The sequence below is a fragment of the Mammaliicoccus sp. J-M41 genome (assembly GCF_022385935.1).
Lineage (GTDB): Bacteria > Bacillota > Bacilli > Staphylococcales > Staphylococcaceae > Mammaliicoccus > Mammaliicoccus sciuri_A.
In genome coordinates, this window is sequence record NZ_JAJNIR010000037.1 from 1 (window position 1) to 26,195 (window position 26,195).

The 26,195-nt window shown below is 32.4% G+C and carries 30 protein-coding genes and 1 pseudogene; 8 read left to right on the forward strand and 23 right to left on the reverse strand.

All coding sequences use genetic code 11. The annotated features are described in order from the left end of the window. The coding region (locus LQ686_RS11660; RefSeq protein WP_239733349.1) for a transposase at positions 1-112 on the forward strand (112 nt) is incomplete at its 5' end. A gap of 130 nt (positions 113-242) precedes the next feature. Here the strand turns inward: LQ686_RS11660 and LQ686_RS11665 are convergent. Continuing rightward, a complete protein-coding gene (locus tag LQ686_RS11665; RefSeq protein WP_025905163.1) occupies positions 243-1,064 on the reverse strand; it encodes an inositol monophosphatase family protein in 822 nt (273 codons plus the stop codon). Positions 1,065-1,168: 104 nt separating this feature from the next. On the opposite strand from LQ686_RS11665, the gene LQ686_RS11670 reads away from it, so the two are divergent. Further along, positions 1,169-1,780: a YktB family protein gene (locus LQ686_RS11670; protein ID WP_107565776.1), complete on the forward strand. Its 612-nt coding sequence runs from the start codon at positions 1,169-1,171 to the stop codon at positions 1,778-1,780. A gap of 53 nt (positions 1,781-1,833) precedes the next feature. On the opposite strand, the gene LQ686_RS11675 is transcribed toward LQ686_RS11670, so the two are convergent. The 13 genes from LQ686_RS11675 to LQ686_RS11735 form a co-directional block, all read right to left on the reverse strand. After that, complete coding sequence (locus LQ686_RS11675) at positions 1,834-2,352, reverse strand: DUF4064 domain-containing protein (protein ID WP_107565775.1); 519 nt, start codon at positions 2,350-2,352, stop codon at positions 1,834-1,836. A gap of 47 nt (positions 2,353-2,399) precedes the next feature. Next, a complete protein-coding gene (locus LQ686_RS11680) occupies positions 2,400-3,392 on the reverse strand; it encodes a DUF4064 domain-containing protein (protein WP_107565774.1) in 993 nt (330 codons plus the stop codon). Between the two features lie 78 nt (positions 3,393-3,470). Continuing rightward, the gene (locus LQ686_RS11685; protein ID WP_107596825.1) at positions 3,471-4,544 is read right to left on the reverse strand and encodes an ABC transporter substrate-binding protein; all 1,074 of its coding nucleotides are present in this window, start codon (positions 4,542-4,544) and stop codon (positions 3,471-3,473) included. Further along, positions 4,541-5,353, reverse strand: a complete 813-nt coding sequence (locus tag LQ686_RS11690) for an ABC transporter permease (RefSeq protein WP_025905168.1) — start codon at positions 5,351-5,353, stop codon at positions 4,541-4,543. The genes LQ686_RS11685 and LQ686_RS11690 overlap by 4 nt, the downstream gene beginning before the upstream one ends. Before the next feature lies 1 nt (position 5,354). Next, positions 5,355-6,158 (reverse strand): ABC transporter permease, encoded by an 804-nt coding sequence (locus LQ686_RS11695; protein ID WP_107565772.1) that lies wholly within the window; start codon positions 6,156-6,158, stop codon positions 5,355-5,357. Further along, the gene (locus LQ686_RS11700; protein ID WP_107565771.1) at positions 6,151-7,248 is read right to left on the reverse strand and encodes an ABC transporter ATP-binding protein; all 1,098 of its coding nucleotides are present in this window, start codon (positions 7,246-7,248) and stop codon (positions 6,151-6,153) included. The genes LQ686_RS11695 and LQ686_RS11700 overlap by 8 nt, the downstream gene beginning before the upstream one ends. A gap of 10 nt (positions 7,249-7,258) precedes the next feature. Next, positions 7,259-7,801, reverse strand: coding sequence for a helix-turn-helix domain-containing protein (locus tag LQ686_RS11705; protein ID WP_025905171.1), 543 nt, complete (start codon positions 7,799-7,801; stop codon positions 7,259-7,261). Positions 7,802-7,915: 114 nt separating this feature from the next. Beyond that, a complete protein-coding gene (locus LQ686_RS11710) occupies positions 7,916-8,188 on the reverse strand; it encodes a UPF0223 family protein (RefSeq protein ID WP_103360510.1) in 273 nt (90 codons plus the stop codon). 64 nt (positions 8,189-8,252) lie between these two features. Next, positions 8,253-9,659 (reverse strand): dihydrolipoyl dehydrogenase, encoded by a 1,407-nt coding sequence (gene lpdA / locus LQ686_RS11715; protein WP_025905173.1) that lies wholly within the window; start codon positions 9,657-9,659, stop codon positions 8,253-8,255. Between the two features lie 2 nt (positions 9,660-9,661). Next, entirely contained in the window at positions 9,662-10,948 is a 1,287-nt protein-coding gene (locus LQ686_RS11720; RefSeq protein WP_107596824.1) for a dihydrolipoamide acetyltransferase family protein, read from the reverse strand. 42 nt (positions 10,949-10,990) lie between these two features. Further along, positions 10,991-11,968 carry an alpha-ketoacid dehydrogenase subunit beta gene (locus LQ686_RS11725; protein WP_025905175.1) on the reverse strand — a complete coding sequence of 326 codons (978 nt, stop codon included), beginning with the start codon at positions 11,966-11,968 and terminating at the stop codon, positions 10,991-10,993. 3 nt (positions 11,969-11,971) lie between these two features. Then, positions 11,972-13,084 carry a pyruvate dehydrogenase (acetyl-transferring) E1 component subunit alpha gene (gene pdhA / locus LQ686_RS11730; protein ID WP_025905176.1) on the reverse strand — a complete coding sequence of 371 codons (1,113 nt, stop codon included), beginning with the start codon at positions 13,082-13,084 and terminating at the stop codon, positions 11,972-11,974. A 164-nt stretch (positions 13,085-13,248) separates the two neighbouring features. After that, positions 13,249-13,881, reverse strand: coding sequence for a YkyA family protein (locus LQ686_RS11735; RefSeq protein WP_103360508.1), 633 nt, complete (start codon positions 13,879-13,881; stop codon positions 13,249-13,251). 121 nt (positions 13,882-14,002) lie between these two features. Here LQ686_RS11735 and def point away from each other — a divergent pair, with 121 nt between their 5' ends. Then, positions 14,003-14,557, forward strand: coding sequence for a peptide deformylase (def, locus tag LQ686_RS11740; protein ID WP_025905178.1), 555 nt, complete (start codon positions 14,003-14,005; stop codon positions 14,555-14,557). Positions 14,558-14,941: 384 nt separating this feature from the next. On the opposite strand, the gene LQ686_RS11745 is transcribed toward def, so the two are convergent. Then, a complete protein-coding gene (locus LQ686_RS11745; RefSeq protein WP_025905179.1) occupies positions 14,942-15,214 on the reverse strand; it encodes a hypothetical protein in 273 nt (90 codons plus the stop codon). Between the two features lie 12 nt (positions 15,215-15,226). Continuing rightward, entirely contained in the window at positions 15,227-16,006 is a 780-nt protein-coding gene (locus LQ686_RS11750; protein WP_107596823.1) for a Cof-type HAD-IIB family hydrolase, read from the reverse strand. 236 nt (positions 16,007-16,242) lie between these two features. Here LQ686_RS11750 and LQ686_RS11755 point away from each other — a divergent pair, with 236 nt between their 5' ends. Both LQ686_RS11755 and rnjA read left to right on the forward strand, forming a co-directional pair. Next, positions 16,243-16,455 (forward strand): DNA-dependent RNA polymerase subunit epsilon, encoded by a 213-nt coding sequence (locus LQ686_RS11755; RefSeq protein WP_025905181.1) that lies wholly within the window; start codon positions 16,243-16,245, stop codon positions 16,453-16,455. After that, positions 16,456-18,129, forward strand: coding sequence for a ribonuclease J1 (rnjA, locus tag LQ686_RS11760; protein WP_107565767.1), 1,674 nt, complete (start codon positions 16,456-16,458; stop codon positions 18,127-18,129). Positions 18,130-18,172: 43 nt separating this feature from the next. On the opposite strand, the gene LQ686_RS11765 is transcribed toward rnjA, so the two are convergent. The 3 genes from LQ686_RS11765 to LQ686_RS11775 are packed head-to-tail and all read right to left on the reverse strand — an operon-like array spanning position 18,173 to position 21,225. Further along, a complete protein-coding gene (locus LQ686_RS11765; RefSeq protein ID WP_025905183.1) occupies positions 18,173-18,835 on the reverse strand; it encodes a potassium channel family protein in 663 nt (220 codons plus the stop codon). A 27-nt stretch (positions 18,836-18,862) separates the two neighbouring features. Beyond that, positions 18,863-19,879 (reverse strand): cytochrome d ubiquinol oxidase subunit II, encoded by a 1,017-nt coding sequence (locus LQ686_RS11770; RefSeq protein WP_037587410.1) that lies wholly within the window; start codon positions 19,877-19,879, stop codon positions 18,863-18,865. Next, positions 19,879-21,225: a cytochrome ubiquinol oxidase subunit I gene (locus LQ686_RS11775; RefSeq protein ID WP_037587409.1), complete on the reverse strand. Its 1,347-nt coding sequence runs from the start codon at positions 21,223-21,225 to the stop codon at positions 19,879-19,881. Before LQ686_RS11775 ends, LQ686_RS11770 begins: the two co-directional genes overlap by 1 nt. 185 nt (positions 21,226-21,410) lie before the next feature. On the opposite strand from LQ686_RS11775, the gene LQ686_RS11780 reads away from it, so the two are divergent. Together LQ686_RS11780 and LQ686_RS11785 are read left to right on the forward strand one after the other, a co-directional pair. Beyond that, positions 21,411-21,641, forward strand: coding sequence for a glutaredoxin family protein (locus tag LQ686_RS11780; RefSeq protein WP_107565766.1), 231 nt, complete (start codon positions 21,411-21,413; stop codon positions 21,639-21,641). Beyond that, positions 21,641-22,402: a metallophosphoesterase gene (locus tag LQ686_RS11785; RefSeq protein WP_107565765.1), complete on the forward strand. Its 762-nt coding sequence runs from the start codon at positions 21,641-21,643 to the stop codon at positions 22,400-22,402. Before LQ686_RS11780 ends, LQ686_RS11785 begins: the two co-directional genes overlap by 1 nt. Before the next feature lie 80 nt (positions 22,403-22,482). Here the strand turns inward: LQ686_RS11785 and ptsP are convergent, their stop codons facing one another. From ptsP to LQ686_RS11805, 4 genes are all read right to left on the reverse strand, one after another. Further along, positions 22,483-24,195, reverse strand: a complete 1,713-nt coding sequence (gene ptsP / locus LQ686_RS11790) for a phosphoenolpyruvate--protein phosphotransferase (RefSeq protein ID WP_107596956.1) — start codon at positions 24,193-24,195, stop codon at positions 22,483-22,485. Beyond that, on the reverse strand, positions 24,195-24,461 hold the full coding sequence (locus tag LQ686_RS11795; protein ID WP_016912884.1) for a phosphocarrier protein HPr: 267 nt from the start codon (positions 24,459-24,461) through the stop codon (positions 24,195-24,197). Before LQ686_RS11795 ends, ptsP begins: the two co-directional genes overlap by 1 nt. A 136-nt stretch (positions 24,462-24,597) precedes the next feature. Then, positions 24,598-25,515 carry a pseudouridine-5'-phosphate glycosidase gene (locus LQ686_RS11800; protein ID WP_119593914.1) on the reverse strand — a complete coding sequence of 306 codons (918 nt, stop codon included), beginning with the start codon at positions 25,513-25,515 and terminating at the stop codon, positions 24,598-24,600. Next, complete coding sequence (locus tag LQ686_RS11805) at positions 25,515-25,934, reverse strand: PfkB family carbohydrate kinase (RefSeq protein WP_239733350.1); 420 nt, start codon at positions 25,932-25,934, stop codon at positions 25,515-25,517. The genes LQ686_RS11800 and LQ686_RS11805 overlap by 1 nt, the downstream gene beginning before the upstream one ends. Here LQ686_RS11805 and LQ686_RS11810 point away from each other — a divergent pair. Further along, positions 25,917-26,036 (forward strand): annotated as a pseudogene (locus LQ686_RS11810) (transposase); the annotation flags it as partial. The gene LQ686_RS11805 and the pseudogene LQ686_RS11810 overlap by 18 nt on opposite strands. Positions 26,037-26,195: the final 159 nt, after the last annotated feature.

A 26,195-nucleotide genomic window follows, 5' to 3' on the forward strand; every position in this document is an offset into this window, starting at 1 on the left:
GACTAGATATAGAGGAATTAAAAAAGTTTCCATGGACACCACGCTTATTTGTGCTGCCATGAATCTTAAAAAGTTGGCAATGTGGCTCGTAAAAGAGCCACAAATAGCCTAGATTAAACGTAGTTTAATCATGATTTTAGTGGAAAATATTAATCCATATAAAAAAACAAACTGAACTTATAAATTTAAGTTCAGTTTGTCCACAGTCTGAGGCTTAAACAATAATTGTTTAAGCCCACTTCCTATTTTCCTTTAAATCTTTCTGTATGAATTTGTTCTAACATTGTCTTATATGGTAAGAAGTATTCATTCAATAGTTCTTGGTGAATTTTTTTATTGCCTATTAGTATTGAATTGGCTTCTAATATATTTAAGTGTTCTCCTAATTGGTTTGTTACAACTGCGCCTACTTCTTCTGCAATTATTAAGCCTCCTGCAAAGTCCCATGGATGTAATCGCATTGTTAAATACGCACTTGTATTGCCTTTTGCAACGTTAGCAAAGTCTAATGCTGCTGATCCGTATGCTCTTGTACTTCTTGCTTGATCAACAATCGGCATATAGATTTTAGCTAATTTTTCTTTTGTTAACCATAATGGATTTGTTGAAATTAAACTGGTCTTCAAATCAGTATCTTCTAATGGTTTAAGTTGTTCATTATTTAACCATGCCCCTTTACCAGCTATGGCGTGGTACATTTTATCGTTCATGACATCATATACAAATCCTGCATATTTTTCGCCATCAATAAAAATACCGATTGAAATGGCAAAATTCTCTTGTTGATGTACAAAGTTTAGCGTGCCATCTATTGGGTCAACAATCCATAAGACGCCCTCTGTATTATCAATATCTGTGCCGTGACCTTCTTCTCCTAAAATACGATGTTCTGGATATGTAGATTTAATTTGATTAAATAATCTTTCTTCTGTTTCTTTATCTATATTTGTCACTAAATCATTAGGATTTGACTTTGTTTCTATTTGAATATCGTCATCTATTGAATCACGAATAATTTGACCCGCTTCTTGTATTATTTGATAAGCAAATTTGTATATTTCCATGACAAAACCTCCTATGTTATTTTTATATTAGCATTGTTCTTTATATATTCAAAAAAATTTATGATAAAATATTGTTAAGTACCACAGTTATAAGGAGGACAACTATGACTAAGTATACGTTTAAACAAAAAGATTTTAAAGTTTTTAGTGTTGAAGGTTTAGAAAATAGGATGCAAGCACTAGACGAACAAGTAAGACCACAATTACATGCTTTAGGTGAAAGATATACAAAATATTTAACTGAACAAACTGGAGATACATTCCATTACCATGTTGCAAAACATGCGAGAAGAACTGTTAATCCCCCTAAAGATACTTGGGTAGCATTTGCAACTAATCAACGTGGATATAAAATGTTACCACATTTTCAAATTGGTTTATTTGAATCACAATTATTTATAATGTTTGGTGTTATGCATGAAAATAAAAATAAAGGTCAAATGGCTGACTTTTTAAATAAAAACTTTAACTTATTAGAAGACTTACCTAGTGATTATTCATTATGTTTTGATCATTATAATATTGATAAATCTCCTATTGATTCATTATCTACAGAAGATTTGAAACATCATATAAAGAGATTAAAAGATATAAAAAAAGCTGAGTTCTTCGTAGCACGTACTTTAGATCCTAAGTCTGATGTATTAAAAACAGATAAATCATTTACTGCATTTTTAGATGAAACATTTGAAGAATTAATTAAATTTTATAGTTAATACTTAAAACAACAGCCCTTCAGTTCAATTCTGAAGGGCTGTTGTTTTATTAATTAATAAATATATGGGTCGTCATCTTTTTTCTTTTTATCTTCTGAATTAAACTGACTTTGTTGATGATTGTTATCGTCTAAATGATTATGGTCATTTTGGAAATTCACATCTTCAAATTGATGATTTTTTTCTTTTCTCACTAATAACATAATACCTGCAATAATTAATACAAGGAATGAAATAATGTTAAAGATAAGTATTGAAACAAGACCACCAAGTATAGCTGATATACCAGATAAAATTCTTTGTTTTTTTACAAATACTAATGCCACTATCGCTAATATAATACTGATGATTAGAATAACAAGCGCATAATTTATTAAACCACTCATAACCGATGATAATTCATCCACAGACACTTCATTTTGCAAATCTGGATTATTTTGCATTTGTCGCTCAAATTCCATTTTAAATTCAGCAGTATTTGAAAAAGATTTCGTTATAAATGCCATTACAATTCCAATTAATGAAAACACAGCACCTACGACAAGTAATATATATTCTGTTGTTCTTTTCATTTAAACCCTCCTAAAATTTGTCAATTATCATTATCTCAATCTGAATTTTATTTATCAAGTTTATGATCGTTTTTTTCTATATTTTGTTCGTCTTTATTTTTTTCTTCAAAATATTTTTTCTGTTGTTGCATTCTTTTTTCGTAATTCTTTCTTCTTTCAATTGTTGCATTAGGTTTTACTTTTTTAGGTTTCTTTTCTTTTTTCAGTTTATCAGGTTGAACTTGATACTCATCTGATTGTGTTGTTTCATAATTGTATGGATCTTCATGTCTTTGACCAATATTCTCTTGTTGATCAATATCGGACTGATCTGCATCATCTAAGTTTTCAACATTTGTTTCTTCTTGCTGATTTCTTTGTTTTTTATTTTGATGCTTTTTACTACGAGAAAGTACTTCCTCACTATGAGTCGTTTCAGTTTGTTCTACTGAGTCAACTTGTGCCGAACGCTCTTTCTCTTGTAGTGGTTCTTCTACATGTTCTTCTCTATATTGCTGTTTAGGTTCAACTCGTTGACGTTCTCTAGGCTGTGGTGGAATATTTTCGCGTTGATTTTCATAATAAGGTTGTTGTGGTGCCATACCTTGAACTGGTAATATTTTATCTTTTCTTACGAATAATAAAATACATACAATAAAGAAGAATAATGGTACAAGCACAATAAATAATGGAATTGTAATAATTGCTAAAAGTAAAAATACAAAAGCAGAAAATATTCTCCATCTCATTAAAACTAAACCAATAAATGAAAATATTAAAACAATAATCAAATAAATTATAAATAACCAAATACCATTTTGAATATTGAGTGCTACTTCACTAGCAGACATTAATTGTCCATTAGTTGTAATATTAATATTTAGTCTATTAATTAAAGTTTCTAGCCTATTTATATTTTCTGGATTATTTAATACGACAAGTGCAGCAAATAAAGATAAAGCTGTTATGCCCAATAAGATAATCCAAGCAAACCAGCCGAGAAATTTTTCTACACCTCTACCAACTGGCTGTCTCACATGTTCTACATATGAATTCATCATGTTTACCTCCTAATAATGAATTGGTTTTAATTATAACAAAAAAAGGGCTTTGTTTCTCACAAAGACCCTTTATAATGACTAATTAAGCGACATTTTAAATTTTAAAAAGGCTTCATTATACGCTACTATATTTTCTTTTCCTAAATCTTCATAAACTTCAAGTTTATTTCTTACTGAAGAATCAGGATAGAAACGCTCATCTTCTCTAACACTCTTATCTAAAAGATTATAAGAAGCTTTGTTTGGCGTTGCATATCCAACCCATTCTGCATTTTGCTTTCCATTCTTCTCTTCTAATAAGAAGTTAATAAATTTATGTGCGCCATCAACATTCTGTGCTGTCTTAGGTATAACGATATTATCAAACCATAAGTTTGAACCTTCTTTAGGTACGACAAAATCTAATTTATCATTTTCAGTCATGATATCAGCTGCCATACCACTCCAAACAACGGCTACATCCGATTCATTCTGAACCATCATTGTATTAATTTCATCGCCTACAACACCTCGAACATTAGGTGATAACTTAATTAATTTATCTTGTGCTTTTTTCAGTTTTTGTTTATTTGTTTCATTTAAACTTTCATTCATACTATTTAATGCAAATCCTATACCTTCTCTTGATCCATCAACAATTAATACATCATCTTTAAGACGCTTATCCCAAAGACTATTCCATGTGTTAAAATTGATACCTTTCATTGTTTCAGGATTGTACAAAATACCTACTGTTCCCCAAAAATAAGGTACGGAGTATTTATTTCCTGAATCAAATGGTAGATTCATAAAATCTTTATCAATATTTTTTAAATTCGGTACTTTTTTATGATCAATTGGTATTAATAACTTTTCTTTTTTCATTTTTTCAACAGTATACTCACTTGGCACTGCAACATCATATGCTGTACCACCGTTTTTAATTTTAGCCATCATCGCTTCATTTGAATCAAACGTTTCGTATACGACTTTAATACCTGTTCGTTTTTCAAATTTTTTCGTTAAATCTGGGTCAATATATTCTCCCCAGTTATATACATAAATGACATTCTTTTTTCCTTTAGAAGGAGGCGGATCAATTAATTTAGTAGATAACATTAACAATGCCCCTACAACAATTGAGATGCCGACTAACTGTATTAATTGTTTCATCTTATAATGCCCCCTCTTTTTTCAAGTCTTTTTTGTTGGCTTCTTTTTAAGAAATAATATCCTAAAATCAGTATCATGACTAACGCAAATAGTAATGTAGAAATCGCATTGATTTCCATCGTAATACCTTTTCTAGCCATTGAATATACTTCAACAGATAATACGCTAAAGCCACTACCTGTCACAAAAAAGCTCACTGTAAAATCATCTAACGAGTACGTAAGTGCCATAAAGAATCCACCAATTGCACCAGGTAGAATATGAGGTATCACAACTTTAATAAGTGTTTGCCATGAAGTTGCACCTAAATCTTTAGCAGCGTCAATCATAGATGTATTCATATCATATAGCTTAGGAAGTACTAAAAGCACGACTATTGGTACACAAAATGCTATATGAGATATTAATACTGACCAGAAACCAAGCCCCATACCTGTATAGTGACCAATAACAGTAAATAACAGTAAAAATGATGATCCGATTACAACATCAGAACTTACCATTAAGATATTATTCAATGTTAATAATCCGACTTTTAATTTTTTATTTCTTAAGTAATAAATACCTATCGCGCCACATATTCCGATTAAAGTAGAAATACTCGCGGCCAACAATGCAATCGCAATGGTATTCACAATAATCACTAACAAGCGTTTATTTTGAAACACTGATGTGTAATGATCAAAAGTAAAGCCTTTAAAGTGCGTCATGTTACCTGCACCGTTAAATGAATAAAATATTAAGAAAAAGATAGGCAAGTATAGAAATATAAGTATGATTGTAAAATAAATTTTTCCTGTTAATTTCATACTATACCTCCTTATTCTCTGATTTAGATTTCGTAATAATAAGTATAAGTGCCATAGCTAATATTAAGAACACAGCTATTGTAGAACCCATACCATAATTTTGTGTAACTAAAAACTGTTCTTGAATTGCTGTACCTAAGTTAACAACTTTATTACCTGCGATTAAACGTGTAATCATAAATAATGATAATGCGGGTATAAATGTAATTTGAATACCCGTTTTCACACCTTCTAATGTTAAAGGCACGATTACATTTTTAAATGTTGTAAAACTATTTGCACCTAAATCTCTTGAAGCTTGTAATAAATTCTCTGGTATTTCATCCATTGAATTAAAGATTGGTAACAGCATAAACGGAATATAAATATAAACCGAAACAATGATAAACGCTGTACTTGTAAATAATAATTCTGTTGATGGTACGTGAAATATACTTAAGATTTTATTTAATAAACCATCATGACTAAGAATACCAATAAAAGCATACGTTTTAAGTAACAAGTTAATCCAAGTTGGCAATATAACAAGCAATAATAATATATCTTTATGTTTCGCATTTCTTAGTGTTAACGCTAAAGGATAACTAATTAATAAACAAAAGAAAGTAATAACTAATGCATACCAAGCTGAACTTAAAGTCATTTCTAAATAACTACTTGTAAAAAAGTTTCTGTAATTCTCGAATGAAAAGTGTCCATGAATATCAAGTAATGATGCATAGAAAATCATAGCAATCGGAACGATAATAAATAATACTATCCATATCATGTAAGGTACGAGTAATAATGATTTTATTTTATGCATGTTCCTCATCCTCATAGCTTTCAATTCGACGATCAAATTCTTCTTCAGTTTCACCTGGCAACATAATATGAATCGCTTCTGAATCAAAATCAAGTCCTACTGTTTCACCGATTGTTGCTTTTTTCGTCGTTTGGATAATCCATTCATTTCCTTGCGCATCATAACAACAAATTTCATAATGAACACCTCTAAATAATTGAGAGTCAACTACTGCAGAGATACGACCTTCATTCTCTGATTTAATCGTGATATCTTCTGGACGAATCACGACGTCAACTTTAGCATCTTTCTCAAATCCAGCATCTACACATTCATATGGAATACCGTACATTTCAACAACATAATCCCGTTTCATAACACCTGTAACGATATTAGATTCTCCAATGAAATCAGCTACGAATTTATTAACAGGTTCGTCATATATGTCGACAGGCGTACCACTTTGTTGAATTTTACCGTCTTTCATAACAAATATGTAATCACTCATTGCTAATGCTTCTTCTTGGTCATGTGTAACAAATATAAACGTAATACCTAGTCGTTGTTGCAATTCACGTAATTCATATTGCATTTCCGTTCTTAACTTTAAGTCTAAAGCTGATAATGGTTCATCAAGCAAGATAATTTCAGGTTCATTCGCAATTGCTCTAGCAATCGCAACACGTTGCTTTTGCCCACCACTCATTTCAGTGATTTTACGTTGTTCATATCCTTCAAGTTTTACTAATTTTAATGCTTCTTTTACTTTAGTTTGAATATCTTTTTTATTTAACTTTTTTATTTTTAGTCCAAATGCTACATTGTCGTATACATTTAAATGAGGAAATAATGCGTAATCTTGGAACACAGTATTAACTTTCCTATTATTTGCTGGCACTTTATTAATAATATTATTATTAAACAAAATATTACCTTTAGTTGGTGTTTCAAATCCTGCTATCAATTTTAAAATAGTTGTTTTACCACAACCTGACGGACCTAATAATGTATAAAATTTACCTTCTTCAATTTCAAAACTGACATCATCTAATACTTGCGTGTTATTAAAGTTCTTTGAAATGCCTTCGAACTTTATGATTGGTTGTTTCATGCCTTACCTCCTATAAATACGATTCTGTAGCTACAATCAATACTTCAGCATCTTTGCTAGATTGATTTAAAAACTGATGCGTTTCATGCGCTTTAAAATAAAAACATTCTCCACTTTTAGCAGTATATGTTTGATTCCCTATATTCAAAGTTATGAATCCTTTTTTAACATATGCAAATGTTTCAGAATTTGATGGGCTAAATGCTTTATATTTAGATCCACTTTTCAAAGTGATAATTACAGGTTCCATTTCAAATTCATTGGAATCTGGAACGAGCCATTTTATTTTGTAACCTAAATCATATTCATCATATATCGTGTGTTCTTGTTCAGGATAATGTATACGAGCTTGATACAATTTCTCATTAAAAAACTCACTCGGTTCAACCCCTAATACATCTAAAATATTCAAAAAAGTCTCCATAGATGGTGAAGATAAATTTCTTTCTAATTGCGAAATATATCCTTTAGATAAATCTGTACGCTCTCCAAGTTCTTCTTGTGTTAGGTTCTTTTGATACCTTAAATTTTTAAGTTTTTCTCCTATATTCATAAATCCCCCAAGAAAGTGTAATGTTTACTTTTACTAAACATTAAGTTTAGTACCTTTAATAAAATAACAGAAATCATTTTATAGTTCAACACTTTTTTGGGGGATTTTATAATATTATTTAACTGAAATCGTTGTCGCTTCTTTATTCTCTTTTAAAGCTTTAACAACTTTATAGCCATCATAACCACTTTCTTCTTTGAAAGCTTTATAAAAATTATTCTCATCAGCTTTACCAGGAATAATTTTTTTAAAATTTTTATATGCTTGGTCTAATTGTTCTCTATTTGCTTCACTTTCATATGCATCTTCTATAAGATTATAGAAAGCCATCACTTCGAGAATCTCTTCTTGCGTCCAATCCACATCTATTGGATAACTGTACTCCATGTTTTTTACTCCTTTACAAAAAAAGGCTGGGACATAAATATGTCTCAGCCTTATATTTTTATGATTACATTGTATGGATAGGTGTTCCTAATGCTACTTCTGCAGCTTCCATAGAAATTTCACCTAATGTTGGGTGAGCATGAATTGTTAATGATACGTCTTCAGCTGTCATACCTGTTTCAATTGCTAAACCTAATTCAGCAATGATATCTGAAGCGCCTGTACCAGCAACTTGTGCACCAATTAGAAGACCATTTTCTTTTAAAGCGATAAGTTTAACGAAACCAGCAGTTTCATTTAATGCTAATGCACGACCATTTGCAGCAAATGGGAACTTAGCAGCTTTAATTTCTAATCCTTCTTCTTTAGCGCTAGCTTCTGTGTAACCTACTGTAGCTAATTCTGGCTCAGTGAAACATACTGCAGGAATACCTAAGTAATCTACAGCTGATTTTTCACCAGCAATTGCTTCAGCAGCAACTTTAGCTTCGTAACTTGCTTTATGAGCAAGTGGAGGTCCAGCAACGATATCACCGATTGCATAGATATTGCTAATTGAAGTACGGCTTTGTTCGTCAACTTCAACTAAACCACGATCTGACATTTTTAGACCTAATTCTTCAAGACCTAATTCATCAGTATTTGGTCGACGTCCTACTGTAACTAATACATAGTCAGCATCGATTTCTTTTGTTTCTCCGCCAGCTTCGTAAGTAACTTTAACGCCGTTATCAGTTTCTTCAGCTGATTTAGCCATCGCTTCTGTTACGATTTCTACACCTTTAGCTTTAAGACCTTTTTTAACGATTTGAGTCATTTGCTTTTCAAATCCGCCTAAAATGTCTTTAGCACCTTCAAGGATTGTTACTTCAGAACCAAAGTTAGCATATGCAGTACCTAGCTCAGATCCAATGTATCCGCCACCTACTACTACTAATTTTTTAGGTACTTCTTGAAGTGATAATGCACCTGTAGAATCGATTACACGTTTACCAAATTTGAAATTAGGAATTTCGATTGGACGTGAACCAGTTGCGATAATAGCATTTTTGAAAGTATAAGTTTGAGATGCTTTTTCAGTCATAACTTTTAAGTTATTTTCATCTACAAAATATGCTTCTCCGTTAACAACATCGATTTTGTTACCTTTCATTAATCCAGCAACGCCGCCTGTTAATTTTTTAACAACGCCATTTTTGAATTCTTGAACTTTTTCGAAGTTTAATGCTACTTTCTCAGCTACAACACCCATATCTTCTGAATGTTGAGCATTGTGGAAACGGTGTGATGCTGATAATAAGGCTTTAGATGGGATACAACCAACGTTTAAACATACGCCACCTAATTCGCCTTTTTCAACGATTGTTACTTTTTGTCCTAATTGTGCTGCACGAATTGCTGCAACATATCCACCAGGACCTGCTCCAATTACAATAGTATCTGTTTCAATAGGAAAATCTCCAACTACCATTTTTACCCCTCCATTAATAATAATTCTGGATTATTTAATAATCTCTTAATATGGTTCATTGCATTTTGTCCAGTAGCACCATCAATTTGTCTGTGGTCGAAACTTAATGATAGTGATAATACAGGTGCAGCAATAATTTCTCCATCTTTAACGATAGGTTTTTGAGCAATACGACCGATACCTAAAATAGCTACTTCAGGATGGTTGATTACTGGTGTAAACCATTGTCCACCTGCTGAACCGATATTACTTATCGTACATGTTGCGCCTTTCATTTCGTTAGCTTGTAGTTTACCGTCACGTGCTTTAACAGCTAATTCGTTAATTTCATCAGAAATTTCGAACATTGATTTGTGATCAGCATTTTTAACTACTGGTACTAATAAACCACGATCAGTATCCGCAGCTATACCTATATTATAGTAATGTTTATGAACAATTTCACCATTTTCTTCATCAAATTCAGTATTTAATGCTGGGTATTTCTTAAGTGCAGATACTAATGCTTTAACAACATATGGTAAGAATGTTAATTTAGTACCTTGCTCAGCAGCAACTTCTTTGAATTTTTTACGGTGATCCCATAATTCTTGAACATCAATTTCATCCATTAATGTTACGTGAGGTGCAGTATGCTTAGAGTTAACCATTGCTTTAGCAATTGCTTTACGCATAGCTGGTATTTTCTCACGAGTTTCAGGGAATTCTCCTTCTGTTACTTGTGGAGATTGTACTGCTTGTGTATCTTCAGATGAAGTTTGAGCTTCTTCTTTAGCTGGTTGCTCTGTAGTAGCGCCACCATTTAAGTATGCTTCAACGTCTTCTTTTAAGATACGGCCATTTTTACCTGAACCTGAAACAGCTTTAATATTTACATCGTTATCACGAGCAAATTTACGAACTGAAGGCATAGCAATTACACGTTTAGACTCATCAACATTTTCTGATTGAGTTTCAGTAGTTGCTTCTTCTTTAGCTTCTTCAGCTGGTGCTTCTTCTTTAGTTTCTTCTTCATCGTCGTCATGACCTTTGAATTGTAAACCTTCTGCATCAGGTGCATCAATTTTAACAATTGTATCACCAACAACAGATACTGTACCTTCTTCAACCATAACTTCTTCAATTTTGCCTGCAACAGGTGATGGAATTTCAACGACAGATTTATCATTTTGAACTTCACATAATACATCGTCTTCTTGAATTTCGTCTCCTGCTTTAACAAACCATTTTACAATTTCACCTTCGTGGATACCTTCACCGATATCTGGTAATTTAAATTCGAATGACACGATTTTTTCCTCCTAAATATTAAATCCTTATTTTAATGCGCATTAAAACTCTAATGTTTCTTTAGCTTGCGCTACGATATCTTTTTTGTTTGGTAACCAAACACCTTCAGCTTGTGTGAATGGATAAATAGTGTCAGCAGCTGCCACACGTGCAATAGGAGCTTCTAATGAAAGAACAGCTCTTTCAGAAATTTCAGCTACAACATTTGCGCCAACGCCTGCTTGTTTTTGAGCTTCTTGAACTACGATTACACGGTTTGTTTTTTCTACTGATTTAACAATTGTTTCAATATCTAATGGTTGAACAGTGATTAAGTCAATAACTTCAACTGAATAACCATCTTTTTCTAAATCTTCAGCTGCTTTTAATGATTCTTGAACCATTGCACCATAAGTGATGATTGTTAAATCTGTACCTTCACGTTTAACTTTAGCTTTACCGATTTCTACTTCGTACTCTTCTTCAGGTACTTCTTCACGGAATGAACGGTATAACTTCATGTGTTCTAAATAAACAACTGGGTCATTACTGCGGATTGCAGAAATTAATAATCCTTTAGCATCGTAAGGGTTTGAAGGAATAACAACTTTCAAACCTGGAGATTGTGCTACTAAACCTTCTAAGTTGTCTGCGTGTAATTCTGGTGTATGCACACCACCACCAAATGGCGCACGGATTGTGATTGGAGCCACTTTAGAGTTACCTGAACGGAAACGGTGACGAGCTATTTGACCAGCAATTGAGTCCATAACTTCAAATACGAAACCAAAGAATTGGATTTCCATGACAGGACGGTAACCTTCAAGCGTTAAACCTAAAGCTAGACCACCAATACCTGATTCAGCTAGAGGTGTATCAAATACACGATCTTCACCGAATTCTTTTTGTAAACCTTCTGTTGCACGGAATACACCGCCGTTTACACCAACGTCTTCACCGAATAATAGAACATCTTCGTCTCTTTTTAATTCGTTTTGAAGCGCATTGTTAATCGCTTGAATCATTGTCATTTGTGCCATGACTTATTTCGACTCCTTCTCTTTGTAAATTTCATATTGTTCAGCTAAATTGTAAGGCATTTCTTCATACATATTTTCCATTAAGTCTGTAACTTTTTGTTTAGGCGTATTATCTGCCTCTTTAATAGCTGTTTTAATTTCTTCTTTAGCTTTTTCCATTACTTCGTTTTCTTTTTCTTCAGACCATAAGTTTTTCGCTTCAAGATATTTTCTGAAACGTACTAATGGATCTTTCTTTTCCCAATCAGAATCTTCATCAGAAGTTCTGTAACGAGTTGGATCGTCACCAGCCATTGTATGTGGACCGTAACGGTAAGTTAATGTTTCGATTAATGATGGACCTTCACCATTTACTGCACGTTCACGCGCTTGTTTAGTTACTGCATATACTGCTAATGCATCCATTCCATCTACTAATACACCTGGAATACCAACTGCTACTGATTTTTGAGCTAATGTTTTAGCAGCTGTTTGTTTGTCACGAGGTGTTGAAATCGCATAGTTGTTATTTTGGATAACGAAAATTGCAGGTGCTTTGTAAGCAGAAGCAAAGTTGATACCTTCATAGAAGTCACCTTGTGAAGAACCGCCATCACCAGTGTAAGTAATTGCAACATTTTTCTTACCACGTTTTTTAAGGCCTAGTGCTACACCAGCTGTTTGAATAAACTGTGCACCGATAATAATTTGTGGACTTAAAGCATTAACACCTTCTGGGAATTGGTTTCCAATAAAGTGTCCACGTGAGAATAAGAAAGCTTTTGTTAATGGTAAACCATGCCAAATTAATTGTGGCACATCACGGTAACCAGGTAATACATAGTCTTCTTTCTCTAACGCATAATGTGAAGCTAATTGTGAAGCTTCTTGTCCAGCTGTTGGTGCATAGAAACCTAAACGTCCTTGTCTATTTAATGAAATAGAACGTTGATCTAGAACACGAGTCCAAACCATTCTTTCCATTAATTCAACAAGTTCTTCGTCAGATAAGTCCGGTAACAAGTCACTATTTACGACATTTCCTTCTTCATCTAAAACTTGAACCATTTCAAACTTAGACTCTATTTCATTTAAAGTCGCTACTGCATCGAATTGGGCTTTTTTTCTCGGAGCCATTCAATTCACCATACCTTTCCCTATATTAAATAATCATTTCTTAATCATTCTAACACAAAACTGTTTTACTGTTAAATAAAAAATACTAACATCTTAAAAACCCCACAAATTAAAGGTTTTTATGTAACTGTACTAAAACATAATATTAGCTGTACTAATACAAATTATTTATCTAAAATAGCTGAAACATCTTTCTTTTCTTGTTGTACTTTTCTTAAAGTGTTTTGATAATCTGTTACAACTTTTTCAGTCTTTTTATTAACTTCAGTTAATTTAGAAGAACGATCATTTGCACCTTTTTGTGTAGCATTGTCTTTTGATAGATAACTAAATAAATCTTTTTCAGTTTTTAATACTTCTTGATAGGCATTCATTACTTCATTATGTAGTTTATACTTTTCATCTAATGCATTCTTTAAATCTTTAGCTTCTTTCAATTGTTCTTCATCTTCTATATTTTTATAGTCTTTTTTAGATGAATCATAAATGTCCTTAGATTTCTTCATTGCAGCTTTTTCATCTTTTACAATTTCTTCTCTATCTTTTATACCGTCAGTTAATTCTTGCGCTTTTGCTTTAAAGTCATCATTTTTAGCTTTATTTAATGCTTCGATTTTTTGAACTTTATCTTTTTCTGCCTTAGTCATTTTCTCATTTAAATCAACAATAACTTTTTCTTCTTTATTTGCTTTTTCAACTTTGTTATAAAAAGATTCAAGTGATTCTTTAGATTGACCACATGCTGTTAAAATTATTGAAGTCGCTAATGTTAATGTTACAAATTTCTTGCCAATCATTGGTAATTCCTCCTTTTAATCCTATCAATATGTTACTCTGTTTTTTTTATTTATACAATTAATAATAGATGTAAAAATGACCAGTTTTTGATAATATTTTATATGAGGAAGGTGCATGTAAATGATAACGATGGAAAATATTATTCGTGACGGCCACGAAACTCTTAGAAAGAAAGCCGAAGAAGTAGAATTACCAGTATCGACTGAAGACAAAGAAACATTAAATGAAATGATGGAATTCCTAAAGAACTCTCAAGATGAAGATCTTGCTAAAAAATACAAATTACGTTCTGGCGTAGGACTAGCCGCTCCACAAATCAATGTTTCTAAAAAAATGTTAGCTGTATATATACAAGATGACGGAAAAGGAAACCAAATCGAACTTCAACTTATCAATCCTAAAATCGTAAGCCATAGCGTACAAAAAGCATATTTAAATGGCGGAGAAGGATGCTTAAGTGTAGACGAAGCTAAACCAGGACTTGTTCATCGTAATTATAAAATAACAATTCAAGCATACGATATAGAAGGAAATCCATTTAAGAAAAGATTCAAAGGATATCCAGCAATCGTATTGCAACACGAAATCGATCATTTAAATGGCATCATGTTCTATGACTATATTAATGAAGAAGATCCATTCAAACCACTCGATGATGCAGTAGAAATTAATTAATAAGTATGATGATAAAAGAGCGAATACCATTCAGTCGGTATTCGCTCTTTTTAATTTCATTATTTTGAATTCTGGTAATTAGAATGCTCTAACTTCCATTATTTCGAATTCTGGTAATTAGGCGGACCATTCTTACGGACATTTCTCGGAATTCTGTCCCTAACTCGCACATCACCGTTCTTTCTCTCTTATCAAAAAAGAGGCTGGGACATAATGTAATGTCTTAGCCTCTTGTAGTATCTTGGCAGTAGATGACTGAATTGAAAATACGCTTGTACCAAGCTTTTTCCAATTCTAGTCATCCTTGCCGGGCGGGACTACGAAACCTTTTTTACAAATTAGATTTCTGTCCCGCTCCCTTTTTCTGTTTCATAATTTTGTTCATTACATAAATTCATCTCTTCGTTCGATGAAATGAATATTTTTTTCTTTTAATGCTTTTTGAATAGCGGTTAATTCATCCAAACTTAACCATTCTGGATCTTTGTTATGTCGAATGTAATGTGGATCTTGTTTAACATTATTAATCATTTCATCATAGTTATAGATCATTACAACTTCATTTTTTCGAATATTAAATTCTATTCCTTTAAATTGTTTGTCAGATCTGTTTTTTTCTGCATCGATTGTTTTGATGATGCGTTCGACCTTATCCATAAAATTCACATCCTATTCATCTATCAATCCTAATTCTATACATGCATAGTATATACCATTTTCACTTACATGTTTCGTTTCAAAATCACAAACTTCTTTTAGTGCGTCAACGGCATTCCCCATTGCTACACCACACCCTACTTCAGTGATCATTTCTACATCATTTGGTCCATCACCGAATGCAACTACTTCACTTAATGGGAATCCTAATTTATCACTGAGTTCTTTTATGCCTTCTGCTTTAGAACGATCATTTGGCACTACATCTCTACTTAGTGGATGCCATCTATAGAACTTCAATGCATTGAATTGATTATCGTACTTGTCATCTTCATCATCAGCATGGAAAATAAGTGCTTGATACACTGGGTGATCAAGATAATATGTATTGTGATATTCTGGGTAATCCATCTTTAATGTTCCAAGACTTTCAGAAATGTCGTTATCACTTTCTACATTTGCATATACTGCTGTTTCACCGAAAAATACTAGTGGATGATTATTCGCATGTGCTTTGTCTACTAAACTCATAAGTTCCTCTTTATTTAATGGATATTTACTTATAATTTCTCCATTATATACAACAATTTGTCCGTTTAACGAAACAAAAGTATCAATACCTGTTTCTTTAATAACTTCTTTAAACATATACGGTGCTCTTCCTGTTGCAATTGCGACGATATGGCCAGCTTCTTTTAATTTTTTTATCGCATCAATAGTTGATTCTGGAATTTCTTTGTTTTCATCATAGATTGTACCATCTATATCGAAAAATATTAATTTCTTATTCAACTTTCATCGCCTCCTTATCTCTATTCTAGTTGATAATCAATATATATGAAAGATTTAGTTAAATATCTTTATTTATCTCTAATTATCATGTAAAATGAACTTATTAAAAAGGTATTTATATATTTTCATATAATTACTTTTAAAAATGTACGGGAATCAAATTTCGAAATTGACAAACCCTAGACTTAAAAACTAGGGCTTTATTTATGTTAATTAACCTAGGAGGATTTATATATATGGCAGTATTTAAAGTATTTTATCAAGAAGACAAAAGTGAAGTAATCGTACGTGAAAGTACACAAACAAAATATTTCGAAGGACAAACTGAAGAACAAGTTAGAAGATATTTATCTGACCGTAATTACAATATCGAATTTGTCCAAAAATTAGAGGGCGCTCATTTAGAATATGAAAAGAAATCAGATCACTTTAATGTGGAGACAATCTAAATGAAGCCTTTACAAAAAAATGAAGTAGGCGTATACGCACTGGGTGGTCTCGGTGAAATTGGTAAAAACACGTACGCCCTCGAATATCAAGATGAAATCATTGTCATCGATGCAGGTATTAAATTCCCTGATGACGATCTTCTTGGTATCGATTACGTGATACCAGATTATACGTACTTAATTCAAAATAAACATAAAGTGAAAGCTTTATTTATCACTCATGGACACGAAGACCATATTGGTGGTGTCCCATTTTTATTAAAACAAATGAATGTTCCGATTTATAGTGGACCACTTGCTTTAGGTCTTATTAGAAATAAATTGGAAGAACACAATTTATTGAAGACTGCTCAATTAAATGAAATTGATGAAGATTCAGAATTTGAATTTAAACATTTCAAGATTTCATTTTATTTAACAACTCATAGTATTCCAGAAGCATACGGGATTATTGCAGATACACCAGAAGGTAAAATCGTTCATACAGGTGACTTCAAATTTGATTTCACACCTGTTGGTAAACCTGCAAATATTGCCAAAATGGCTCAACTTGGTGAAGAAGGCGTATTATGTTTGTTATCAGACTCTACAAACTCTGAAGTTCCTAACTTTACATTAAGTGAAAAGGAAGTTGGACAAAACGTCGATGAGATTTTCCGTAAATGTTCTGGTAGAATTATTTTTGCAACATTTGCTTCTAATATTTATAGAGTTCAGCAAGCTGTTGAAGCAGCCGTTAAATACAATCGTAAGATCGTTGTCTTCGGTCGTTCAATGGAGAACAATATTAAAATTGGTACAGAATTAGGTTATATTAAAGTACCACCTGAAACATTTATTGAACCTAACAAAATTAATACCGTTCCTAAGCATGAAATTCTTATTTTATGTACAGGTTCTCAAGGTGAACCAATGGCAGCATTATCAAGAATTGCTAATGGTACACATAGACAAATCAGCATTATTCCAGATGATACAGTTGTATTCAGTTCATCACCTATTCCAGGTAACACTAAGAGTGTAAATAGAACAATCAACGCTTTATACAAAGCTGGCGCTGATGTTATTCATGGTAAATTATCAAACATTCATACTTCAGGTCACGGTTCACAAGATGAACAAAAATTAATGTTACGTTTAATTAAGCCTAAATATTTTATGCCGATTCATGGTGAATATAGAATGCTTAAGAAACATAGTGAAACTGGTGTGAACTGTGGTGTAGATCCAGATAATATCTTCGTATATGAAATTGGCGATGTCCTTGCACTTACAAAAGATTCTGCAAGATATGCTGGTCGTATTCCATCAGGAAATGTATTTGTTGATGGTAGCGGAATTGGAGATATCGGTAATGTCGTAATTAAAGACCGTAAAGTCCTTTCTGAAGAAGGTCTTGTAATAGTTGTTGTAAGTATAGATTTCAAAACGAAACAACTACTCTCAGGTCCAGATATCATCTCTAGAGGATTTGTATATATGAGAGAATCAGGTCATTTAATTTACGATGCACAACGATTAATCAAAAAAGCTGTTATTGAAAAGCTAAACAATAATGATAAAGTAGAATGGCATCACGTTAAATCTACAATTACTGAAGCTTTACAACCTTATTTATACGAAAAAACAGCTCGTAAACCAATGATTTTACCAATTATCATGAAAATTAAATAAAACATTAAAACACCCGTAATTTCTAAAAATTACGGGTGTTATTTTATTCGTTTACTAATTTTTTCTCAAATCTATTTAAATCATTGTCATGACCTATCACGATTAATATATCATGAAATTCAATATTTTCATTTGGATCTGGTGCTACGATGATATCTTTACCTCTTTTAACTGCAATGATATTTATACCGTAATTTGCACGTACATCCAATTCTAATATAGAACTACCAGCAAGTCTTTCTCCTGCTTTAATTTCTACAATTGAATACTCATCAGAGAGTTCTAAGTAGTCTAGTACAGATGCGCTAGCAACATTATGTGCGATACGACGACCCATATCTCTTTCTGGATGGACAACAGTATCCGCACCTATTTTATTCAAAATTTTAGCGTGATAATCGTTCTGAGCTTTAGCAGTAACTTTTTTAACACCTAATTCTTTAAGAATTAATGTTGTCAACGTACTTGCTTGTATATTCTCACCTATCGCAACAATGACATGATCGAAATTGCGTATACCTAAACTTTTCATGACCGCTTCATCTGTTGTATCTGCAATCACTGCATGTGTGGCGATATCACTGAACTCATTCACTCTTGCTTCATCTGCATCAATGGCCATTACATCCATATCTAAAGCATTGAGCTCTCTTACAATACTTCCGCCAAATCGGCCTAAACCTATAACTACATACTCCCTACTCATGATATGCCTCCATACTTTATAATAATCTTATTTTTTACCTTTAACGTAATCAGCATCAAAGATAAATAATCTTAATAATAATATAAGCGATGGCACGAGTAAAAGTAAACCTAAAATAAATACGATTACAAGCATTAATGCCATTTGATCGTTCACAACTGCTTTATCAATATTGATAAACGGATCTAAAATATACGGTAATTTACTTACACCATATCCGAAGAATGCTGTACCGAATTGTAATAATATCATGATAAATGCAACGCCGTGTGCTTTTTTAAAGTATATCAATCCAACAGCAATGATAAAGAATATAATACTTAAACCGAATAACCACCAATAACTACCGACTGCATTATTAAAATGCGTTTCATTATGTTGTCTTAATGATAAGAAAACGAACTGACAAATGATGATCATCGGAATTGCCCATATAAGGAACCACTGTCTCAATAAATGATATGCTTCAGAATCTTTAGCTTTATTCGCATAAAATGTTAAAAATCCTGATGAAATATATAACACTGAGATAATTGCTAAAAATACAACTGCCCATGCATATGGACTTAATAATAAATCAACCCACTGTAGGTGAACGCCATCACTTGTTTCTTTAATATAGCCACCTTCAGCAATTGTTAAAATTGTTGATAATGATGCTGGAATCAGTAAACCTGTTCCACCATATAAGAATAACCATGATAACTTACTATCTTGTCCATAGTTTTCAAATGCGTAAAAGCTACCACGAATGGTTAGTAAAATTAATGCAATACTACCAGGTATTAATAATGTTGACCCGAAATAATATGCAGAGTCTGGGAAGAATCCAACTATTCCTACAAAGAAGAATACGAAGAACACATTTGTTACTTCCCAAACTGGGTTTAAATATCTAGAAATCAAGTTATTGATAATATGATCTTGCTTCGTTAATTTAGCGTGAAATGCGAAGAATCCTGCACCAAAATCAATCGCACCAATAATAATGTAACCAAACAGAAAGAGCCAAAGCACTGTAATACCTATATGTTGATAATCCATTATACTTCACCCTTTCTGTCTATTATTTTGTTCACATCATCAGTCGCTTTGCTGTGACTAAACATTCTAATAAGTACATAACTTGATGAAATACCAAGAACTAAATAAAGTATTGCGAATGCAATGAATACAAGTGCAAGTCCATCAGCATTTGTTGCAGCTTCTGCAACTTTTAAGTAACCTCTTAATATCCAAGGTTGTCTACCCATCTCAGCTAAGAACCAACCAAATTCAATTGCAAGCATTGCAAGAGGTCCAGTTAATACTGCTAAATATAAGATTGGTTTACTATATTGTGACCATTTTTTCACCCATTTTAATACGACAAATAAAGCTGAAACGACAAAACAATACACACCAAAGAATACCATCAAATCAAAGAAATAGTGAATGATAAGTGGTGGTGTTTCATCACTCTTAAATTCGTTTAATCCTTTAACTTCAGTATTAAAATTACTATCTGATAAGAAACTTAAAGCGCCAGGAATTTTAATAGCACCTTTAACTTCTTGTTTATCTTCATCTACTACCCCAAATAATACTAGGTCTGCTTTTGATTCACTTTCAAAATGCCACTCCATAGCTGCTAATTTTTCAGGTTGTTCTTGATGTAAGAACTTAGCTGATAAATCGCCTGCTAACATTGCAAGTAAACTCGCAATTAAACCAACTATCATTGTAAGTTTAAGAGCTTTTTTATGATATTCTTTATCGTCTATAAATTTATTCTTAATCAAACGATATGCTGCTATACTTGCTAAAATAAATGCAGCTGTCATAAACGCAGTCGCTATAACGTGAAATGCTCTAATACCGAATGATGCATTAAACATCGCAGCAATTGGATCAATGTTCATCAATTTTCCATTGATAAAATCAAATCCATTTGGCGTATTCATGAAAGAATTCACAGATGTAATAAAGAACGCTGAGAATGTACCACCAATAATGACTGGTAATGTAATTAAAAAGTGCGTCCATTTACCTTTGAATCTATCCCACGTATATAAATAAATACTTAAGAAAATAGCCTCAAAGAAAAAGGCGAATGTTTCCATAAATAATGGTAGCGCAATAACTTGCCCACCTAATTGCATAAATGCTGGCCACAATAATGATAATTGTAGACCAATAATTGTTCCCGTAACTACTCCGACCGCTACAGTAATCGTATAACCTTTAGACCAACGTTTTGCCATTGCTATATACATAGGATTATTGTTCTTAATACCTATAAATTCAGCAATTGCAAACATTAATGGGATTCCCACACCAATTGTTGCAAAAATGATATGGAATCCCAATGTCATAGCAGTTAGTAAACGACTTATAACTACTGCATCCATAATATTCCTCCATTCAACGTTTGTGATATACATCACAATTTAATCTTATTATACAACACTTTAATCATTTGTGAAATGTTTAACATTTACAAAGTAATGACAAATTAATGGCAAAATAGGACATAATAATTGAACGCTTTAAAAAATCATTTATAATATGTCTATATAAAGTTGAGGTGAAAGCTATGAGTGAAGTTACAATTTATACACAAGACCAGTGTCCCCCTTGCCAATTTGTAAAACAATATTTTAATGAAAAAGAAATTCCGTTTACAGAAAAAAATATAAAAAACAAACAATTTAAAAACGAACTTATCGATCTAGACAGTTTTTCAACACCTACTGTTCTCATTAATGGAGAAGTTTTTTATCAAGTTGATATAGAATCTTTTAATAAAGCATTAGGCATTCATTAATGAAAATTCAATTTCCAAGTTCTAAAATTAAAGTCACCACACATTCTATTGATACAAACTTAAAATCAAATCTGAAACTCATTCATATAACAGATTTGCATTTAGGTTATTATTCTAATTTAGAAAATTTATATCAACTTGTACGTCTTATCAATGAGCAAGAAGCAGATATTGTTTGTTTCACAGGTGATTGTTTTGATGATATTGCTCAAATTTCATTTGACCCTTATCTAGTTATACCTTTATTTCGTACAGTTCAATCAAAATATGGAAAGTTTTTTGTTCCAGGCAACCACGATTACGGTTCAAACGGTATTCATACGGTATTAGATATTATGAATAAATCGGGTTTTGAAGTCTTGTTGAACAGTTCTTACGTTGTCAATACACCTGACGGTAATATTCAGATTAATGGTATTGATGATTTATGTTTTGGTCAACCTAACTTTAGCAGTTCATTCCAAGTACCTAATTGTCGTATAGACTTTCGAATTGGACTCGTACATGAACCAGATAAAGTTAAATTATTAGATCCAAACATCCACTTAGTACTTTCTGGACATACACATGGTGGTCAAGTTCGACTCCCTAAGATTGGCGCTATTTATACACCAACTTATGGAAAAGTATATAAACAAGGTTTATATCAAATTAGAACTGGACAATACCTTTATGTTAATCAAGGCATAGGTATGACAAGACTTCCTATTAGAATATTTTGTTCACCTGAAATTGCGATATTCAACTTGCAATCTCAATAAAGTCTGAAAAAATCATTCACATATAAAAACAGAGCAGTTATCTACTTAATGTTAAGAGATAACTGCTCTGTTTTTTAATTTTAAAGAATTTGATTAACGAGTTCTACAACTTCTTCTTCTGTTGCACAGTTAATTGCTTTGTTCGCTAATTCTTGCATTTCTTTTTGATCTAATTGTTTGATTTGTTTTCTAGCTTTTAGAATACTTGTCGCACTCATAGAGAATTCATCTAAACCTAATCCAAGTAATAATGGAATTGCTGTGTTGTCTCCAGCCATTTCTCCACACATACCAGTCCATTTACCTTCTTTATGAGAAGCTTCAATTACTTGCTTAACTAAGCGAAGAATTGCAGGGTTATATGGTTGGTATAAGTAAGAAACACGCTCAGACATACGGTCAGCAGCCATTGTATATTGGATTAAATCATTCGTACCAATACTGAAGAAATCAACTTCTTTAGCGAAGATGTCTGCAAGTGCTGCAGTAGATGGAATTTCTACCATAATACCGATTTCGATATCATCCGCAACGTTAACACCTTCAGAAACTAATTTTTCTTTTTCTTCAAGTAAGATTGCTTTAGCGTCTCTAAATTCTTTGATAGTTGCAATCATTGGGAACATGATATTTAACTTACCAAATTCAGAAGCGCGTAATAAAGCTCTTAATTGTGTTCTAAAGATATCAGTTTGATCTAAACATAAACGAATCGCTCTATATCCTAAGAATGGGTTCATTTCTTTAGGTAAGTTTAGGTAAGATAATTCTTTATCTCCACCTATGTCTAAAGTACGAACGACAACACGTTTGCCGTCCATTTCTTTTAAGACTTTACTATATGCTTCAAATTGTTCTTCTTCTGAAGGCATATTGTCTCTACCCATGTATAAGAATTCAGTACGGTATAAACCGACACCTTCTGCGCCGTTATTTTTAACACCTTCTAAGTCATTAGGTGTACCAATATTCGCAGCTAATTCTACATGAACACCATCTTTAGAAACAGATTCATCATTAACTAGTTTAGCTAATTCTTCTTTTTCAGCTAAGAAGTTTTTCTGTTTTTGTTCGTATGCTTGAACTTCGTCATCTGTTGGGTTAATGATTACATCACCAGATAAACCATCAATGATTAAACTATCACCATGGTTTACGCGATCAGTAATATCTTTAGTTCCTACAACAGCTGGAATTTCTAATGAACGACTCATTATTGCTGAGTGTGAAGTTCTTCCACCGATATTTGTCGCAAAACCTTTAACAAACTCTTTGTTAAGTTGCGCAGTGTCAGATGGTGTTAAATCTTCACCTACAATAATAACGCTTTCATTGATCATACTAGGATTTGGTAATTCTACACCTAAAATATGTGCCAAAATACGTTTAGAAACGTCACGAATATCTGCCGCACGTTCTTTCATGTATTCATTATCCATATTTTCAAAGATTGTAATGAAGTTTGTTGATACTTCATTTAATGCAGTAGGTGCATTTACTTTGTTATTGCGAATATTTTCTTCAATTGGATTTAATAATTCTGGATCTTCTAACACTAATAAATGCGCATCAAAAATCGCAGCTTTATCTGCACCAAGTTGTTTTTCAGCATTATTACGAATTTGAGTTAATTCAACTTTTGATTGATTAACAGCCGCTTTAAACTTTTCAACTTCGCCGTCTACATCGCTGATATTTTCGCTTGAAAACGATAAGTCAGGTTCAACTAATAAATATGCTTTACTAATAGCCACACCATCAGATGCAGCTATACCTTTTAATAATTCAGACATTATTTAGTTAATCCTTCTTTAGATAATACTTCAGTAATTGCTTCGATAGCTTCTTTCTCATCACTACCCTCAGCGTAGATAGTAATTTCAGCATCTTTACCAACACCTAGGCTCATTACACCCATAATTGATTTTAAGTTAACTTTTTTAGCGTTATATTCTAATTGTACATCTGAATCAAATTTAGATGCAGTTTGAACTAACATTGTTGCTGGTCTAGCGTGAATACCCGTTTCGTCAATAATTACGTATGAATTTTGTTCCATTTTTATTGTCTCCTTCTGATACCTATATTAAATTTGTATAAAATCAAATTTTATCTATACGATTAAAGAATATCAAAAAACCACTTACAATTCAATCATATTACATAAGTATGCAATTATTTGAGCTGATTATTCTTTATTTTTGAAGGTTCGTGTATTCAACTGCTATTTGTGTACCAATTTTAGCGTTATGTTCAACAAGTTTAATATTTGTTTCTAATGATTTACCGCCAGATTGCTTAACGATTTCACCTAATAGGAATGGTGTAGAATCTTTGCCGTGAATACCTTCTTCTTCAGCTTTAGCAACTGCTTTGTCAATAATACCATTGATGAAACTTGGTTCTAATTGATCCTCTTCTGGTACCGGGTTAGCGACAACAATACCTGTTTCTAGACCTAAGTCCCATTGTACTTCTGCAAGTTTCGCAATTGTACTTACTTCATCAATTCTTGTATTTAATTTAAGTCCACTTTCTCTTGTAAAGAATGCTGGAAGTTCATCAGTTTGGTATCCAACTACAGGTACACCTTTTGTTTCTAAATATTCTAATGTTTTGTCTAAGTCTAAAATTGATTTAGCACCTGCACAAATGACAGCTACTTTCGTTTTTGAAAGTTCATCTAAGTCTGCAGAAATATCCATTGTATGCTCAGCACCTTTATGAACACCACCGATACCACCAGTTACAAAGAATTTAATGTCTGCTAATTGAGCACAAATCATTGTTGAAGCCACTGTTGTTGCACCAATTTTTTTAGTTGCTAATATTTCAGCAATATCTCTTCTAGAAACTTTTGCTACATTTTCTGCACTTGCTAATAATTGTAATTCATCTTCGTTTAATCCAATTTTAATCTTTCCATCAATAATCGCGATTGTTGCAGGTACCCCACCATTATCTCTTACAATTTGTTCTACTTTTTGTGCCATTTCTACGTTTTGAGGATAAGGCATACCATGTGAAATAATTGTAGATTCTAAAGCAACAATTGCTTTACCTTCCTCTTTTGCTTGTTCTACTTCTTTTGAAAATTGAATATAGTTTTCCATTATAAAGCCTCCATGTCCTTAATTAATTGTTTTTTATCTAAATCTTGTCTTACTGTATAAGCTGTTTGAATTGTTTTAGATGCATTTGCTTTTGCCAAATCAATAATTTTGTCGATTTCATATGATTTTAACCATCCATAAATTAAACCTGACGTAAATGCATCACCGGCACCTGTTACATCAACGACATTTTCGACTTTTTTTACTTCAAATTGACGTTGACCTTCCTCACCATCATAAATAATATTATCTTTACCTGATGTCACAACTAAATTCTTCACACCTAGGGATCTAATTTCTCCGATGTATTGAATTAATTCCGCTTCTGTTTGTGCATCTTTACCTACGAATGATTCAACTTCATCTTTATTTAATATGAGCCAATCAACCGCATGTAAATTATGAGATGGACTAGATATAGAGGAATTAAAAAAGTTTCCATGGACACCACGCTTATTTGTGTTGCCATGAATCTTAAAAAGTTGGCAATGTGGCTCGTAAAAGAGCCACAAATAGCCTAGATTAAACGTAGTTTAATCATGATTTTAGTGGAAAATATTAATCCATATAAAAAAACAAACTGAACTTATGGGAGTGTAAAATAAACTGTGTAAGTAGAGAACGTACGACTCTACTTCACAGTTTATTTTTTATATAATCTAGCGCGCTATCGCTTACTA